The sequence below is a fragment of the Roseibacterium elongatum DSM 19469 genome (assembly GCF_000590925.1).
Classification (GTDB): Bacteria; Pseudomonadota; Alphaproteobacteria; order Rhodobacterales; family Rhodobacteraceae; genus Roseibacterium; species Roseibacterium elongatum.
In genome coordinates this window covers 2341306-2356555 of sequence record NZ_CP004372.1, presented here as the reverse complement: position 1 = coordinate 2356555, position 15250 = coordinate 2341306, and the positions used below count along the sequence as shown (strand labels likewise).

The window sequence follows — 15250 nt, the reverse complement described above, 5'->3', positions numbered from 1 at the left end:
CAGGACGACTGACAGCGCGATAGCGCGTGGCGGCGCGCCCGCACGCCCCGTCGCCACCGACCGCCCGACCATCACCCACCCCTCAGGGCGCAACATGGACCCCCTGATCGAGGTCCGCGGCCTGAACCTGTGGTACGACAGGGGCGCCCCGCCGGCGCTGTCGCAGATCGATCTCGATCTCTACCCCGGCGAGGCGCTGGCGTTCATCGGGCCGTCGGGCTGTGGCAAATCCACGATGCTGAAATGCTTCAACCGGATGCATGACATCACGCCCGGTGTGAAGATCGAGGGCCGGATCACCCTCGAAGGCGAGGACATCCACGATGCGCAAGTCGATCCGCCGCTGTTGCGCCGGCGCTTTGGCTGGGTGGCGCAAAAGCCCAACCCGTTCCCCAGCACGATCTGGCACAATGTCACCTATGGCCCGCAGTTGCACGGGTTGATGCGCGACCGGGACGAGTTGGAGGCCCATGTCGAGGATTGCCTGCGCCGCGCCCATCTGTGGGACGAGGTCAAGGATCACCTGCACGAGATGAAGGGCACCGACCTGTCGGGCGGGCAGCAGCAGCGCCTGTGCATCGCCCGCGCCCTCTCGACCAAGCCCGACGTGTTGCTGATGGACGAACCCACCGGGTCGATCGACCCCATCGCCACCAAATCGGTCGAGGACCTTGTGCTGGAACTCAAGCTGGACAAGGCCATCGTGATCGTGACCCATTCGATGATGCAGGCCCGCCGCGTCGCCGACAGGGTGGCCTATTTCCACCGTGGGGCGTCTGCTGGAGATCGGGCCGACCGAACGGGTGTTCACCGAAACCCGCACCGAGGAGGCCCGCGCCTTTATCGAAGGTCAATTCGGCTGAGGGGGACGCAGCACCGGCCCGCGTTTCGCCGTCCCTTCGGGACGCCGACCCGGCGGGGGGCCAGCCCCCCGCACCCCCCGGCATATTTCGAGGATAAAGATGACGCGCGCGGGGTCTGACCGACAGGGGGCCGGACGCGGGCCTAGATCAGGCCCTGCTCGGCGAAAACCTCGCTGAGCGGGCGCGCGGGCCGCGGCCCCACATGGCGGATCACCTCGGAGGCGGCGGCCACGCCCATCCGGCCGGCCACCTCGATGTCGTGGCCCGTGGCCATGCCAAAAAGGAACCCGGCGGCGAACTGGTCGCCCGCGCCGGTGGCATCGACCGGGGTGATGCGCTCGACCGGGATCTCGACGCGGGCGGCCCCGCGCAGGATCTTCACCGGCTCGCCGGAATGGGTGCAGACCACGATGTCGCAGATCGTGGCGGCCTGGGCCAGCGCGGCGTCCAGATCCTCGGTCTGGTAAAGCGCCAGCCATTCCTCGTGATTGCCGATCACGTAATCCATCTGCCCCTCGATCAGGTGCAGGAAATCGGCGCGGTGACGGTCGACGCAGAACGGATCGGAGAGCGTGATGCCCACGCGGCCCCCGCCCTTGCGGCAGTGATCGGCGGCGGCGGTAAAGGCGGTTTTCCCCTCGGGCTTGTCGTAGAGATAGCCCTCGAGAAACAGCCAGCGGGCATTCGCGGCCACGCTGGCATCCACGTCGCCCTCGTCGAAATCGGCGCCCGCGCCGAGATAGGTGTTCATCGACCGCTCACCATCGGGCGAGACAAAGATCATCGAGCGCGAGGTCGGCGCCTCGGCCTCTGCCGCGGGCGGGTTCGGAAAGGCGGTGCCGCCCTCTTCCATGCCCTTGGCGTAGAATTGGCCCAGCGCGTCATCCTTGACCTTGCCGAGGAAGGCCGTCTTCAGACCCAGAGTGCCCGCGCCCGCCACCGTGTTGGCGACCGATCCACCCGGCGCCTGCACGCGATCGGACATGGCGGCATAAAGCAGTTCGGCGCGGTCCTGCTCGATCAGTTGCATGATCCCTTTCTGGATGCCCATGTTGTCGAGAAAGCTGTCATCGCCATGGGAAATCACGTCGACGATGGCGTTGCCGATACCGACGAGGTCGTAGTCTTGGGTCATGTCAGGTCTTGTCCTTTTTTCGCGCGGGGGCGTTTTGGGGTGGGCTCGACCGTCTTGTCCTCGAAGGGGCAGAGGTCGCGGATCAGGCAGGCGGGGCATTTGGGTTTGCGCGCAACGCAGGTGTAGCGCCCGTGCAGGATCAGCCAGTGATGGGCGTGCAGCTGGAACTCGGCCGGGACATTATCCTCGATGGCGCGCTCGACAGCATCGACGTCCTTGCCCGGCGCGATGCCGGTGCGGTTGCCGACGCGGAAGATATGGGTATCGACCGCCTGCGCGGGATAGTGCCACCACATGTTCAGCACCACATTGGCCGTCTTGCGCCCGACACCGGGCAGCGATTGCAGGGCCGCGCGACTGGACGGCACAACGCCGCCATACTCCTCGACCAAAATACGGCTCAGCTTGATGACGTTCTTGGCCTTGTTGCGGTAAAGGCCGATCGTCTTGATGTGCTCAATCAGCCCTTCTTCGCCCAGGTCCAGCATCTTTTCGGGCGTATCGGCGATCTGGAACAGCGTTTCGGTGGCCTTGTTCACCCCCGCATCCGTCGCCTGCGCGCTGAGTGCCACCGCCACGACCAGCGTATAGGCGTTGACGTGGTTGAGCTCTCCCTTCGGTTCGGCCGCGGCGGCGTGGAACCGGGTGAAGATCTCGTGCATCGCGCGGTAGGGCAGTTGCTTGGCCATGCCCCCTAATGCCGCTTGCCGGGACGAGCTACAAGAGACGCTTTGGCGCAAGAAGCGGGTCGCGGGCCTGCGGGGCCGCGCCTAGATTGGGACAAGACAGGAGAGACGCGATGACCGAGCTTGCCCCCAACGCCCCCGACGCCCCCGACGCCCCCGAGATGGCCTATCACTTTCACATCGTGCGACGCGCACTGGACGTCATCGACGCCGCCGCGCCTCCCGGCCCGTCGCTGGACGATCTCGCGCGCGAGATCGGCCTCAGCCCCGCGCATCTGCAACGGGTTTTCTCGCGCTTTGCCGGGGTCAGCCCCAAGCGCTACCAACAATACCTGACGCTGGATCACGCCAAGCGCCTGCTGGCCGACCGCTACACGGTGCTGGACACGGTCGCCGAAACCGGCCTGTCGGGCGGCGGGCGGCTGCATGACCTGTTCCTGACATGGGAGGCGATGAGCCCCGGCACCTACGCCGCCAGAGGCTCGGGCCTGACGATCCGTTGGGGCCGGTTCGACAGCCCCTTTGGCCCGGCCATCGTCATGGGTACCGATCGCGGAATCTGCGGCATCGGTTTCGCCGCCGAAACGGGCGAGGCCGCCGCTTTGGCCGACCTGATGTCGCGCTGGCCCGAGGCGACCTATCTCGAGGACCCCGCCGCCATCGCGCCGTGGACCGAGGCCGCCTTTGGCGTGTCGGGCGGCGACGTGAAGCTGGCCCTGATCGGCGCGCCCTTCCAGATCAAGGTGTGGGAAGCGCTGCTCTCCGTCCCCTCGGGCCATGTGACCACCTATTCCGAGATCGCCCGCGCCATCGGACGCCCCAGGGCGGTGCGCGCGGTGGGCACGGCGGTGGGGCGCAACCCGATTTCATGGCTGATCCCCTGCCACCGGGCACTGCGCAAATCGGGGGGGCTGGGCGGCTATCACTGGGGCCTGCCGGTCAAGCGCGCCATGCTGGCCTGGGAAAGCGCCGCGGCCGAGGCCCCGCCGCGCTGAGTCTTGCGCAGGTTTTCGCCAAGCGTGTTTTTCCCCCTGCGCAGACCCGCGCAGGGTGTTATATCTGGCACCAATCCGGCCGCGCAGCCCTGCTGCGGTCGCAAAACACGTTGCAGAGCAGGAAATTCGCATGAACCTGATGTCCAAGACCCCGATTGCCGTGATCACCGCCGCGACGCTGGTGCTGACCGGCTGCGTGTCCAACACCGTGCAGGACCCCAACGCCAACCGCACCCGCGACGGCGCCATCGTCGGCGGCATGCTGGGCGCGTTCTTCGGCGCCACCGCCGATGATGACAACCGCGGCCGCAACGCCGTGCTGGGGGCCGCGGCCGGCGCACTGGCGGGCGGCGCCATCGGCGCGGCGCTGGACCGGCAGGCGCGCGATCTGCGGGCGTCCATGGCCAACGAGCGCATCGCCATCGAGAATACGGGCGAGGAACTGATCGTTACGTTGCCGGAAGGTATCCTTTTTGATTTTGATAGCGCGGCGATCCGAGCCAGTCTGCAGGCAGATCTGCGCGCGCTGGCGCGCAACCTGCAGCAATATCCCGACACAACCGTGGACGTGGTGGGCCATACCGATAGTACTGGCTCGGCTGAATACAATCAGGATCTCTCTGCGCGGCGTGCAAATGCAGTTGCAGGCGTCTTATTGGAAGAGGGCGTCAACCCAGCCCGTGTCAGAGCCTTTGGACGAGGCGAAAGCGAGCCCGTACCCGGAGTCTCTGTACAGGATCCCTCCGTTCAATATTTGCACCGCCGGGTCGAGGTCATCATCCGTCCGCGCGCCTGACCCGTCCCGCCGATCCGCCGCCGCAAGACCCCGGCAATGCTGGACTTGCGCGGCGATGCGGTCATAATCCTTGACCAATATCAGGGAGGGAGGTGCCGCGTCATGCCGTTTCAGCGCATCGAGGCCGAGAAACTGTCGCACAGCGTCGTGCGGCAGATCGAGCAACTGATCCTGCGCGGCATCCTGCGCCCGGGTGAACGCCTGCCCTCCGAGCGGGAACTGTCCGAGCGCCTCGGCGTGTCGCGGCCGTCCTTGCGCGAGGCCATCGCCGAGTTGCAGGAGCGCGGGTTGCTGGCCACGCGGGCGGGCGCCGGGATCTACGTGGCCGATGTTCTGGGCTCGGCCTTTTCGCCCGCCCTCATCCGGCTGTTCGCGCAGCACGAGGAAGCGGTCTTCGACTATATCGCCTTTCGCCGCGACCTTGAATCGATCGCCGCCGAGCGTGCCGCGATCCATGGCTCGGACACCGATCTCAAGGTGATCGACACGATCTTTCGCAAGATGGAAGCCGCCCATTCCAAGCGAAACCCCTCGGACGAGGCGGAGCTGGACGCCGAGTTTCACCTCGCCATTCTCGAGGCGTCGCACAATGTCATCCTGCTGCACATGATGCGGTCGATTTTCGACCTGTTGCGCGAAGGGGTGTTCTTCAACCGGCAGATCATGTTCAAGAACCGCACGATCCGCGATCTTCTGCTGGAACATCACCGCGCGATCAATGACGCGCTGCAGGCGCGGGATGCCGCCGCCGCGCGCGCCGCGGTGATCGAGCATCTGAGCTTTGTCGAAGAGGCGCTGGAGGCACAGCGCAAATCCGAAAAGAACGAGGAAATCGCACGGCTGCGCTACGAACACGAGCAGGCGCGCGGATAGGGCGCCGTTTTCCGCGCGGAAAACGGACCGGATTTCTCGAGAAATCCGGCCGCGCCCGGCTCAGTCGGCGGCGCCCCCGGCAAAGGCGTTGCCATTCTGCCAGTCGCAGGGGGCCTCCTGCATCTCGAGATGCAGGCGGTCGGTGGTGACGGGATGCGCGCGCGCGATGGTATCGTTCAGGGCGATGCCGAGGCCGGGGGCCTTTGGCGCCTCGAGAAGCCGCCCTCGACCTGCGGGCGCCCCGAGACGAGGGCGTCATGGAACGGGCTTTCAATCGCCTCGACCATCAGGATGTTCGGACAGGTCACGCCCAAGTGTACGTTTGCCGCCCATTCCACCGGCCCGGCATAGAGATGCGGCGCGATCTGCGCGCCCGCCGCCTCGGCCAGAGCGGCGATCTTTTTCCCCTCCCACAGGCCGCCGGCGCGGCCAAGGGCCGGTTGCAGGATGCGCGCGCCATGGGCCAGCGCGGCGGCGAACTCCGCCTTGGTGGTCAGGCGTTCGCCGGTGGCCACCGGGATCGTCGTGGCGCGGGCCACAGCGCCGAGCGCGGGAAAATCGTCGGGCGGCACGGGTTCCTCGAACCACAGGGGATCATCGGGTGCGATGGCCTGGGCCAGCCGGATCGCACCGGCGGGCGTGAATTGGCCATGCGTGCCGAACAGCAGGTCGGCCCGGTCGCCCACCGCGCCCCGGATCGCGGCACAGAAATCGGCCGAACGCGTGATGTCGGACATCGCGGGCATGTGCCCGCCGCGCATCGTGTAGGGGCCGGCGGGGTCGAATTTCACTGCCGTCCAGCCCTCGGCCACGCGGGCGCTGGCGGCCTCGGCGGCCAGCTCGGCGTCGACCCAGAACCGGTTGGGGTCGTGATGCGGCTCGGGGTAGAGGTAGGTATAGGCGCGCAGCCGGTCGTTCATCCGCCCGCCCATCAGCGCCCAGACGGGGCGGTCGCGCGCCTTGCCCAGGATATCCCAGCAGGCCATTTCCAGCCCCGAAAACGCGCCCATCACGCTCGGGTCGGGGCGCTGCGTGAAGCCAGCGGAATAGGCGCGGCGGAACATGGTCTCGACATTCTCGGGGCTGGTGCCCTGCATGTGGCGGGCAAAGACATCCGCGATCACCGCGGCCATGGCCCTGGGGCCGACGGCGCTGGCATAGACCTCACCCAGGCCGGTGATCCCGTCATCGGTTGTCAGGCGCAGGATCAGCCAATAGCGCCCGCCCCAGCCCGGCGGTGGCGGCGCGACGGGAAAGATCTCCAGATCGGTCAGGCGCATGATCGGCGGTCCTTGCTGTGGCGTGTGGCGGGCCGGTGGGGGGCTGTCTGCCCCCCACACCCCCCGAGAGGTATTTCGACCAAGAAGAAGGGGCGGGCCTAGTCGAAGGTGATGACGTTGCGTCGGGCCTGGCCGGTCTTGGTGTCGGCGATGGCCTCGTTGATCTGGTCGAGGCGCCAGCGTGTCGAGATCAGTTCGTCCAGTTTCAGGCGGCCTTGCCGATAGAGCTCGATCATCCACGGGATGTCGCGGCCCAGCACGATGTCGCCCATGAGCGAGCCGCGCACCCCCTGCCCCGTGGCCGCCAGGATCACCGGCTCGTAGGAGGTGGTGTCGCCGGAATGGGGCATGCCGACGGCATAGACCGTGCCGCCCGGGGCGAGGAAGCGGGAGGCCATGTCATAGGCCGGGATCGCGCCCACCGAGACGAAGACATGATCGGCGGCGCGCCCGCCGGCGGCGGCCTTGGCCGCGCGCCAGGGTTTGTCGCCCGAGGCCGGAAGGGCCGCCGTGGCGCCAAAGTCCAGCGCGACGTCCAGCTTGGTCTCTTCGAGGTCGAGCGCGATGATATGGGCCGCCCCCGCGATCCGCGCGCCCTGAATCGCGTTGAGCCCCACGCCGCCCGCACCGATCACCACCACCACGTCGCCGGGGCGCACGCCCGCCGTGTTCACCGCAGCGCCGACCCCGGTGGGCACACCGCAGGCCAGCAGGCAGGCGACGTCGCCCGGGATATCGTCGCCCAGGGGGGCGGTCTGGCTGACATGGACGGTGACCTTTTCGGCGAAGGCCCCGCAATTCATCGCCTTGGTCACCTCGGTCCCGTCCGGCAGGCTCAGTTCCGGCGGCAGCGGCTGGTTGCCGGTGCAGTAGACCGGTTTCGCCGTGGCGCAGGACGGGCAATGCCCGCAGGAGCGGATCAGGGTGACGAGGACGCGATCGCCCTCGGCCAGCGCGGTCACGCCGGGGCCCCGCGCGGTGACCCGGCCCGCCGCCTCGTGCCCGTAGACGGCCGGCAGATCGCCGCCCCAGGCGCCCTCGATATAGGAAATGTCGGAATGGCAGATGGCCACGGCTTCGAGCGTGACCTGAACCTCGCCCGGGCCAGGATCGCGCAGATGCACCGTTTCGACCTTTAGCGGCGTGTTGAATGCGCGGCACACCGCGGCGCGGATTTCACTCGGCACGGGGTCCCCTCCCTCCTGTGTCCCTGTCGTGCAGCCTGCGCGCCCCGGCCCGCGCGCGCAAGGCCAAAGGCGGCGGCCGTTGGCCCGTGCGCGACCTGCTTGCACGCGCGCCCCGTCTGGCCGACAACCAAGGCAAGCCGACAGAGGAGGACCCACCGATGGACTGCATCCAGCTGGACGATGTGACCTTGCACGTGAAGCAGGAGGGGCCCGCGGACGGGCCGCCGGTGCTGTTCGCCAACTCGCTTGGCACGGACCTGCGCCTGTGGGACGACGTGGTGGCGCGCCTGCCCCGGGGGCTGCGCCTGATCCGCTATGACAAGCGCGGCCATGGCCTGTCGACCTGCCCGCAAGCGCCCTACACGATGGGCGCACTGGTGCGCGAGGCCGAGGGGCTGCTGGATGCGCTGCAGGTCAGGGAGGCCGTGGTCGTCGGCCTGTCCATCGGCGGCATGATCGCCCAGGGGCTCGCGGCCAAGCGGCTGGATCTGGTGCGCGCGGTGGTGCTGTCGAACACCGCGCCCAAGATCGGCACGCGGCAGATGTGGGCCGATCGCATCGCGCAGATCCATTCCGGGGGGCTGAGTTCGATGTCGGACGCGATCATGGAGCGCTGGTTCTCGAAACCCTTCCGCGAGAGCCCGGCCGTGACCCCGTGGCGGCGCATGGTCGAGGTCACGCCCGAGGCCGGGTATGCGGGCTGTTCGGCGGCCATCGCGGGCACGGATTTCTACACGACGACGGCGGCTCTGCGCCTGCCCGCGCTGGTCATCGCGGGCGATCAGGACGGCTCGACTCCGCCGGACGTTGTGCGCGAACTGGCCGACCTGATCCACGGCGCACGATACGAATTGATGCGCGGCGCGGGCCACCTGCCCTGCGTCGAGGACCCCGACACCTATGCCACCCATCTGACCGATTTCCTGCGCGACATCGGGCATCTGCCGGGGGGCCGCGCATGAGCGTGACGCCCTTCGACAGCGCGCTTTATCGCGGTCTTTTCGGAGATGACGAGATTGCCCGGTTGTTTTCCGACACGGCCGAGCTGCGCGCGATGATGCTGGTCATGGGCACGCTGGCCAGGGTGCAGGGCCGCGCCGGCGTCATCCCCGAGGTCAGCGGCGCCTTCCTGCACCGTGCCGCGATGGAGGTGCAGATCGACCCCGCCGGCCTTGCCGCCGCGACGGCGCGAAACGGGGTCACGGTTCCGGGGCTGGTCACGGCCTTTCGCGCCGCGCTGAATGCGCCCGAGCATGCGCCCTACCTGCATTGGGGCGCCACCAGCCAGGATGTGCAGGACACCGCGCTGATGCTGCGCCTGCGCCAGGCCCTGATGCTGATCGGAGGGGCGGTTGGGCCGGGCGTTGACCGGGCTGGCCGATCTGGCCGAGGCCGAGTCCAACACCGCGCAGGCGGCGCGCACCTATGGACAGGTGGCCACCCCCAGCAGCTTCGGCGCCCTGATCGCCAGCTGGGGCGCGCCGCTGATCCGCGCCCATGATCGGCTGGGCCGCCTGCGCGAGAGCTGCCTGTGCGTGTCGCTGTCCGGGGCGGCGGGCACCGGCGCGATGCTGGGGCCCGACCCCGACGCCCTGCGCGCCGCGCTTGCGCAATCGCTCGGCCTCGCCGATCCGGGCGAAAGCTGGCACGCCAGCCGCGACCGCGTGGGCGAGATCGCGGGCTGGCTGACCGCCATCGCGACCACAGGCGGCAAGATGGGCGAAGACCTGATCCGCCTGACCCGCAGCGAAGTGTCCGAGATCCGCCTCGACGACGCGGGGGGCTCCTCGACCATGCCGCAGAAACAGAACCCGGTCGGGCCCTCGGTTCTGGTGGCGCTGGCGCGCCAGGCCGTGGCCCTCGACAGCGTGGTGCGCGGCGCGGTGCTCCATGGCGAGGCGCGCGACGGCGCGGCCTGGTTCGCGGAATGGCTGGCCCTGCCGCAACTGGTGGCGGCGGCGGCGAAATCCGCCGCCCTCATGGCCGATCTGTCGGGCGCGATCACCCCGACCGGGCCGCCATGGCCGCCCGTGCCACCGACCCGCTCGGCCTCATCCATGCCGAGGCGCTGTCCTTTGCGCTGGCCCGTCACCTGCCGCGCCCCGAGGCGCAGGCCGCCGTCACGGCGCTGGCGGCCCAGGCGCGCGAGACGGGTACTCCCCTGCCTGACCTCGTGGCGCAGCGCCACCCCGAGGCCCCGCTGCCCGATCTGTCGCCGCCCGCGACACTCGGCACAGCGCCCGCCCAGGCCCCGCCTTTGCGAAGGCCGCCCGCGACACCGCGGCCCGGATCGCGGCGGCGCACGCCCCTGGCTGACCCCACCCCATCTTCATCCTTGAAATATGCAGGCGCGCGCACCGCGCCACGGCGCCGAGAGGGGGCTCGATGCCCCCTCTCGGCGCTTCCCCCGGGCGACGCGGCATGCGCGGCGCAAACCCGATGGACTCCGGGCCCATTGTCAATCTAACTTGACAGATATCTGACAACGAGACCCGGTCCATGCGCCTGCCCGTCCTGTTCATCCTGATCACCGTCTCGCTGGATGCGATGGGCATCGGCCTGATCCTGCCTGTCATGCCCGAGTTGATCGCGGATGTCCGGGGCACCGGCCTGAACGATGCCGCGCTGTGGGGCGGGATCCTGTCGGCGGCCTATGCGATCATGCAATTCGGCTTTGCGCCGACCATCGGCAACCTGTCGGATCGGTTCGGGCGGCGTCCCGTCCTGCTGGTCTCGATGGCGGTGATGGCGCTGGATTACGTGGTCATGGCCATCGCGGGGTCGATCTGGCTGCTGCTGGCCGGACGCATCGTGGCGGGGATCACCGCCGCGACCCATTCCACGGCCTTCGCCTTCATGGCCGACATCACCGAGCCCGAGAAACGCGCCAAGGCCTTCGGTTTGGTCTCGGCGGGGTTCGGGATCGGGTTTATCCTGGGGCCGCTTCTGGGGGGGCTTCTGGGCGATCTCGATCCGCGCGCGCCCTTTGTCGCCGCCGCATGCCTGGCTGCGGCCAATGTCGTCTTCGGCCTGCTGATCCTGCCCGAAAGCCTGCCGAAAGAGCGCCGCCGCGCCTTTGACTGGCGCCGCGCCAACCCGGCGGGCGGGCTGATGCAGATGGGCAAGCTGCCGGGGGTGCGACCCCTTCTGGCGGTGATGCTGGCCTATCAGATCTCGAATTTCGTCTACCCCGCGATCTGGGCCTACTGGACGCAGGGCGCATTCGGCTGGGATGCCGGGATGGTGGGGGCCTCGCTGGCGGCCTACGGGGTTGCCATGGCGGTGGTGCAGGGCGGGCTGGTGCAGCCGGTGCTGCACCGCCTTGGCGAGCTGCGCGCCGTGACATGGGGCCTGATGCTGAACACCGGCTGCCTGATCGCCTATGCCCTGATATCGCAGGGGTGGATGATCTGGGTGATGATCCCGATCTCGGCGATGGGGGCGATGGTCGCCCCGGCCTTGCAAGGCGTGCTCAGCCGCGCGGCGGGGGCCGACCAGCAGGGCGAATTGCAGGGCGTGCTGGCGTCGCTGTCGGCGCTCTCGATGATCCTGTCGCCCTTGATGATGACACAGGCGTTTTTCTGGGCCACGCGCGAGGGCGGCGCGATCTGGTGGCCGGGCGCCCTTTTGCCCTGGCGGCGGGGTTGATGGCGTTGTCTTTGATCCTGTTTCTCGGGGCGCAGGCCCGTGCCGTGGCCCGCACCCCGGCAGAGTGATCTGATCAGAGGGATTGCGCCGCGCCTTGCCGCGTCGCCCGGGCAAGCGCGGCAAGGGGCATCGAGCCCCTTGCCGCGCTGACGCCTCCGGCGGGCATATTTGCGGGATAAAGATGGGGCGGGTTCAGCGCTCAGGTGGCGGTGAGCACCGATGCGAACGTGTCGGCATCGACATTGCCACCCGAGGCGAGCGCGATGACAGGGCCGTCGTCCAGGACCTCGCCGTGGAACAGGGCGGCGGCCAGGGCGACGGCACCGCCGGGTTCCAGCACCAGTTTCAGCCGGTCGAACGCCGCGCGCATCGCGGCGCGGACCTGATCCTCGGTCACCACGATACCCGGCCCGCAAAGGCGCTGCATCACCGGGAAGGTGATTTCACCCGGTTGGGGCGTCAAGATGGCGTCGCAGAACCCGGCCTCGGGGCCGGTGTTGCGTTGGATCGTGCCGGCGGCCAGCGAGCGGGCGGTGTCGTCGAACCCCTCGGGTTCGACCGGGCGGACGGTCATGGTCGGGGCGCGGGCCTCGAGCGCCAGCGCGATGCCCGAGGTCAGCCCCCCGCCGCCGCAGCAGGTCAGGACGGTTGCCCCCCTGATTCCCACGGCCTCCGCCTGTTCCGCGATTTCCAGACCGCAGGTGCCCTGCCCCGCGATCACCTGCGCGTTGTCGAAAGGTTTGATCAGGGTCAGGCCGCGGTCCTTGCACAGGCGCGCGCCAATGACGTTGCGATCCTCGCCCCCCGCCCGGTCATAAAGCACCACCTCGGCCCCGTAGGCGCGGGTGTTCTCGATCTTGAGGCGCGGCGCATCGGCGGGCATCAGGATCGTCGCCGGGATACCATGCAGTTGCGCCGCTCGCGCCACACCTTGCGCGTGGTTGCCCGAGGAATAGGCCAGCACGCCCCGCGCGCGCGTCTGAGGGTCGAGCGCCGAGATCGCCGCCCAGGCGCCACGGAACTTGAAGCTGCCGGTGTGTTGCAGCACCTCGGCCTTGAGCCAGACCGGGCGTCCGGCCATCGCGTCGAGCAACGGCGCATTGAGCAGCGGGGTGCGGCGCACGACGCCCGCCGCCCGCGTGGCGGCGGCCTCGATCATCGCGATATCGGTCATTGGGCGCGCTCCAGCACGGTGTCGATCACGGCGCGCGCGCCGGGTTCGTCGAGGAAGGGCACATGGCCGCGATCGGCCAGCTCGGCAAAGGCCATGTCGGGGCGGCGGCGGCGCATCTCGGCCGTGGTTTCGGACGACAGGATGTTGGACTGCGCGCCCCGGATCAGGCCAAGCGGCAGCCCGTCGAACGCATCGAACAGCGGCCAGAGATCAGGCTGCACGGCGTCCGGTTCAAAGGCGGGGGCCACGGCCTCGCGCAGGCGGGGATCGTAGCGCAGGGCAAGACCATCGTCGGTCTGGAGATAAAGGCGGCGCGCGAAATCGGCCCAGGTGGCGGCCGGCACGTTCTGGAAACTGTCGGCATAGGCCACGGGAAAGGCGGCGGCGGCTTCCTCCAATGTGCGGACCCCGGGGCGCTTGCCGATATACTGCATGATCATCGACAGGCCCTCGGGCATCACATCGGGGCCGATATCGTTGAGGATCACCCCCGCCAGGCGATCCTTGGCGGTGGCGGCCAGCATCATCGCCACAAGCCCGCCGCGCGAGGTGCCGAGGATCACCGCCCGCGCGATCCCCAGATGATCGAGCAGGGTCAGCACATCGCGCGCCTCTTGCGGGACGCTGTAAGTGGCCGGGTCGCCGTGATCGGACGCGCCGCGCCCGCGGAAATCCATGCGGATCACGCGGGCGCGATCGGCGTAGTGGTCGAGCACCGGCTCGAAATCCTCCATGTTGCGGGTCAGGCCCGGCAGGCACAGCAGCGACGTGCCGCCCCCCTGATCGTCATAGGCCAAGCGCAGGCCATCCTCGGCGGTCACGAATTCCATCACAGCATCTCCAGCAACTCGGGCACGCCCGAGAGATCGGCCATCACGTGATGCGGGCGGGCCGGCAGGCGGTCGACCGGCTCCCCGGCGCGGTTGACCCAAAGCGTCGTGAAGCCGTAGGCGGCCGCCGAGGCCGCATCCCAGCCATTGGACGAGACGAACAGCACCTCGTCACGCCGACAGTCAAAGCGCGCGCCAACCAGGTCATAGACCCGCGCGTCGGGCTTGAAGACGCCGACCTCCTCGACCGACAGCACCGCGTCGAGCGCGTCGCGCAGCCCCGCCGTTTCGACCGCGCCCGACAGCATCTCGGGCGAGCCGTTGGACAGGATCGCGGTGCTCTGCCCCGCCGATGTCAACGCGGCCAGCATCGCGGGCACCTCGGGATAGGCCTCGAGCCGCCAATAGAGGCCCAAAAGCGCCTCGCGGAGGGTGGCGTCGTGATCCTGCCCCGCGCGTTCAAGCGCCCAGTCCAGCCCATCCTGCGTGACCTGCCAGAAATCGCAATGGGTGCCGGTCACCGCCCGCAGCCAGGAGTATTGCAACTGCTTGGCCCGCCAATCGGCCGAGACCTGCGGCCAGACCGCGGCGAACCCCTCGCGCCCCGGTTCGACGGCCAGCGCCCGCGCGGCGGCAGAGACATCGAACAGCGTGCCATAGGCATCGAAAACGCAGACCCGGATTGCCATGATCACCCCTTTTTTCCATGTCGTGGCCACAGTGGCACAGGGCGGCGGCCCCGACAATCGGCCGCGCGGGGGGTTTCAATACGGTCCCGGACCTCCTAGATTTGTGTCGAGCCAACGCAACAGCCCTGCGCCCACGGCGCGGCCCTGCGAAATTCACACATTCCCAAAACAGAGAGATCGTCATGACCCAGGCCAAGCCGGGCACCACCGTGTCCATCCACTACACCGGCACCCTTGCGGACGGCACCACCTTCGACAGTTCGGAGGGGCGCGACCCGCTGACCTTCCAGATGGGCGAAGGCCAGATCATCCCCGGTCTGGAAAACGCGCTGTCGGGCATGTCCGAAGGCGAGAGCAAAACCGTCACCATCCCCGCCGACGAGGCCTATGGCGCCCATCGCCCCGAGGCCATCCAGCAGGTCCCGCGCGAGGCGGTGCCCGATCACATCCCGCTGGATCTGGGGACCCAGTTGCAGGTGCAGACGCCCGAGGGCCAGACCCTGCCCGTGACCGTGGCCGAGGTGACCGACGAGACGGTGACGTTGGATGCCAACCACCCGCTGGCGGGCAAGGACCTGACCTTTGCCGTCGAGCTGGTCAAGGTCGCCTAAACCTTTCGCGCCGCGCCCCCGCCGGATCACCGGTCGGGGGCGTGCGCCAACCCCGGTGGCGCGAGGCCAAAGGCCCGCCGCACCCGTTCCAGCACAAGGCCAAAGGGCCGGCTGAGCAACACCATCAGCCACACCGCCGAGCCAAGCGCGATGGCCATTTCACCGACATCCGCGCCCGCGACCCACAGGATCATGGCATAGACCGGCACCTGAAAGCTCAGGAAAGCCGCGATATCGAGGGCCGTGCGCGCGATCAGCCCACGCGCGGGCACACGCCGGAACCACATGTCGCGCCACATGCCATAGGGCCGCCCGGTCAGCACCATGACCGGCACCGTCAACGCCCTTGTCACCAAGACCTCGCGCGGGGACATCCCGGCCAGCAACAATTCGGTTAAGCCCGCGACGATCGTGAAGAACACGATGGTCGTGCCGGTATCGACCACAAATCCACGCATGATACCGCGCTATCACCCCCTGCCC

Annotated in this window: 15 protein-coding genes and 2 pseudogenes; 9 read left to right on the top strand and 8 right to left on the bottom strand. The window is 68.7% G+C overall.

Annotation, left to right across the window (positions count from 1 at the left end; all coding sequences use genetic code 11):
* Positions 1-94: 94 nt before the first annotated feature.
* Positions 95-863 (top strand): annotated as a pseudogene (locus ROSELON_RS11460) (phosphate ABC transporter ATP-binding protein).
* A gap of 142 nt (positions 864-1005) precedes the next feature.
* On the opposite strand, the gene ROSELON_RS11455 reads toward ROSELON_RS11460, so the two are convergent.
* Positions 1006-1998 (bottom strand): adenosine kinase, encoded by a 993-nt coding sequence (locus tag ROSELON_RS11455; protein ID WP_025312526.1) that lies wholly within the window; start codon positions 1996-1998, stop codon positions 1006-1008.
* Positions 1995-2687: an endonuclease III gene (gene nth / locus ROSELON_RS11450; RefSeq protein WP_025312525.1), complete on the bottom strand. Its 693-nt coding sequence runs from the start codon at positions 2685-2687 to the stop codon at positions 1995-1997. Before nth ends, ROSELON_RS11455 begins: the two co-directional genes overlap by 4 nt.
* A gap of 110 nt (positions 2688-2797) precedes the next feature.
* Between nth and ROSELON_RS11445 the strand changes: the two genes are divergently transcribed.
* The 3 genes from ROSELON_RS11445 (at position 2798) to ROSELON_RS11435 (ending at position 5348) form a co-directional block, all read left to right on the top strand.
* Positions 2798-3679, top strand: a complete 882-nt coding sequence (locus ROSELON_RS11445) for a methylated-DNA--[protein]-cysteine S-methyltransferase (protein WP_025312524.1) — start codon at positions 2798-2800, stop codon at positions 3677-3679.
* Positions 3680-3809: 130 nt separating this feature from the next.
* Positions 3810-4475: an OmpA family protein gene (locus tag ROSELON_RS11440; RefSeq protein WP_025312523.1), complete on the top strand. Its 666-nt coding sequence runs from the start codon at positions 3810-3812 to the stop codon at positions 4473-4475.
* A gap of 102 nt (positions 4476-4577) precedes the next feature.
* Positions 4578-5348, top strand: coding sequence for a FadR/GntR family transcriptional regulator (locus ROSELON_RS11435; protein ID WP_025312522.1), 771 nt, complete (start codon positions 4578-4580; stop codon positions 5346-5348).
* Between the two features lie 60 nt (positions 5349-5408).
* Here ROSELON_RS11435 and ROSELON_RS11430 read toward each other — a convergent pair.
* Both ROSELON_RS11430 and ROSELON_RS11425 read right to left on the bottom strand, forming a co-directional pair.
* A pseudogene (locus ROSELON_RS11430) lies at positions 5409-6628 on the bottom strand (mandelate racemase/muconate lactonizing enzyme family protein).
* A 98-nt stretch (positions 6629-6726) separates the two neighbouring features.
* Entirely contained in the window at positions 6727-7815 is a 1089-nt protein-coding gene (locus ROSELON_RS11425) for an alcohol dehydrogenase catalytic domain-containing protein (protein ID WP_025312521.1), read from the bottom strand.
* Positions 7816-7973: 158 nt separating this feature from the next.
* Between ROSELON_RS11425 and pcaD the strand changes: the two genes are divergently transcribed.
* The 4 genes from pcaD to ROSELON_RS11410 all read left to right on the top strand — a co-directional run bounded on the left by pcaD (position 7974) and on the right by ROSELON_RS11410 (position 11463).
* Positions 7974-8777: a 3-oxoadipate enol-lactonase gene (gene pcaD / locus ROSELON_RS11420; protein WP_025312520.1), complete on the top strand. Its 804-nt coding sequence runs from the start codon at positions 7974-7976 to the stop codon at positions 8775-8777.
* Positions 8774-9316, top strand: a complete 543-nt coding sequence (locus ROSELON_RS19080; RefSeq protein WP_342665286.1) for a lyase family protein — start codon at positions 8774-8776, stop codon at positions 9314-9316. Before pcaD ends, ROSELON_RS19080 begins: the two co-directional genes overlap by 4 nt.
* Positions 9198-10154, top strand: coding sequence for a lyase family protein (locus tag ROSELON_RS19075; protein ID WP_342665336.1), 957 nt, complete (start codon positions 9198-9200; stop codon positions 10152-10154). The genes ROSELON_RS19080 and ROSELON_RS19075 overlap by 119 nt, the downstream gene beginning before the upstream one ends.
* 160 nt (positions 10155-10314) lie before the next feature.
* Entirely contained in the window at positions 10315-11463 is a 1149-nt protein-coding gene (locus tag ROSELON_RS11410; RefSeq protein WP_342665285.1) for a TCR/Tet family MFS transporter, read from the top strand.
* Positions 11464-11662: 199 nt separating this feature from the next.
* On the opposite strand, the gene ROSELON_RS11405 is transcribed toward ROSELON_RS11410, so the two are convergent.
* From ROSELON_RS11405 to ROSELON_RS11395, 3 genes are read right to left on the bottom strand one after another with little or no spacing between them, the layout of a single operon-like run.
* Positions 11663-12637 (bottom strand): threonine ammonia-lyase, encoded by a 975-nt coding sequence (locus ROSELON_RS11405; protein WP_025312519.1) that lies wholly within the window; start codon positions 12635-12637, stop codon positions 11663-11665.
* On the bottom strand, positions 12634-13467 hold the full coding sequence (locus ROSELON_RS11400; RefSeq protein ID WP_156945930.1) for an alpha/beta fold hydrolase: 834 nt from the start codon (positions 13465-13467) through the stop codon (positions 12634-12636). The genes ROSELON_RS11405 and ROSELON_RS11400 overlap by 4 nt, the downstream gene beginning before the upstream one ends.
* Positions 13467-14156, bottom strand: coding sequence for a haloacid dehalogenase type II (locus tag ROSELON_RS11395; RefSeq protein WP_025312517.1), 690 nt, complete (start codon positions 14154-14156; stop codon positions 13467-13469). The genes ROSELON_RS11400 and ROSELON_RS11395 overlap by 1 nt, the downstream gene beginning before the upstream one ends.
* Positions 14157-14338: 182 nt before the next feature.
* Here ROSELON_RS11395 and ROSELON_RS11390 point away from each other — a divergent pair, with 182 nt between their 5' ends.
* The gene (locus tag ROSELON_RS11390) at positions 14339-14767 is read left to right on the top strand and encodes an FKBP-type peptidyl-prolyl cis-trans isomerase (protein ID WP_025312516.1); all 429 of its coding nucleotides are present in this window, start codon (positions 14339-14341) and stop codon (positions 14765-14767) included.
* A 26-nt stretch (positions 14768-14793) separates the two neighbouring features.
* On the opposite strand, the gene alaE is transcribed toward ROSELON_RS11390, so the two are convergent.
* Complete coding sequence (alaE, locus tag ROSELON_RS11385; RefSeq protein WP_025312515.1) at positions 14794-15225, bottom strand: L-alanine exporter AlaE; 432 nt, start codon at positions 15223-15225, stop codon at positions 14794-14796.
* Positions 15226-15250: the final 25 nt, after the last annotated feature.

What these genes read in the sequence shown, in the direction of transcription:
- ROSELON_RS11455 (WP_025312526.1), bottom strand. Translation starts at nt 1,998, where the DNA reads ATGACCCAAGACTACGACCTCGTCGGTATCGGCAACGCCATCGTCGAC.
- nth (WP_025312525.1), bottom strand. Translation starts at nt 2,687, where the DNA reads ATGGCCAAGCAACTGCCCTACCGCGCGATGCACGAGATCTTCACCCGG.
- ROSELON_RS11445 (WP_025312524.1), top strand. Translation starts at nt 2,798, where the DNA reads ATGACCGAGCTTGCCCCCAACGCCCCCGACGCCCCCGACGCCCCCGAG.
- ROSELON_RS11440 (WP_025312523.1), top strand. Translation starts at nt 3,810, where the DNA reads ATGAACCTGATGTCCAAGACCCCGATTGCCGTGATCACCGCCGCGACG.
- ROSELON_RS11435 (WP_025312522.1), top strand. Translation starts at nt 4,578, where the DNA reads ATGCCGTTTCAGCGCATCGAGGCCGAGAAACTGTCGCACAGCGTCGTG.
- pcaD (WP_025312520.1), top strand. Translation starts at nt 7,974, where the DNA reads ATGGACTGCATCCAGCTGGACGATGTGACCTTGCACGTGAAGCAGGAG.
- ROSELON_RS19080 (WP_342665286.1), top strand. Translation starts at nt 8,774, where the DNA reads ATGAGCGTGACGCCCTTCGACAGCGCGCTTTATCGCGGTCTTTTCGGA.
- ROSELON_RS11410 (WP_342665285.1), top strand. Translation starts at nt 10,315, where the DNA reads ATGCGCCTGCCCGTCCTGTTCATCCTGATCACCGTCTCGCTGGATGCG.
- ROSELON_RS11405 (WP_025312519.1), bottom strand. Translation starts at nt 12,637, where the DNA reads ATGACCGATATCGCGATGATCGAGGCCGCCGCCACGCGGGCGGCGGGC.
- ROSELON_RS11400 (WP_156945930.1), bottom strand. Translation starts at nt 13,467, where the DNA reads ATGGAATTCGTGACCGCCGAGGATGGCCTGCGCTTGGCCTATGACGAT.
- ROSELON_RS11395 (WP_025312517.1), bottom strand. Translation starts at nt 14,156, where the DNA reads ATGGCAATCCGGGTCTGCGTTTTCGATGCCTATGGCACGCTGTTCGAT.
- ROSELON_RS11390 (WP_025312516.1), top strand. Translation starts at nt 14,339, where the DNA reads ATGACCCAGGCCAAGCCGGGCACCACCGTGTCCATCCACTACACCGGC.
- alaE (WP_025312515.1), bottom strand. Translation starts at nt 15,225, where the DNA reads ATGCGTGGATTTGTGGTCGATACCGGCACGACCATCGTGTTCTTCACG.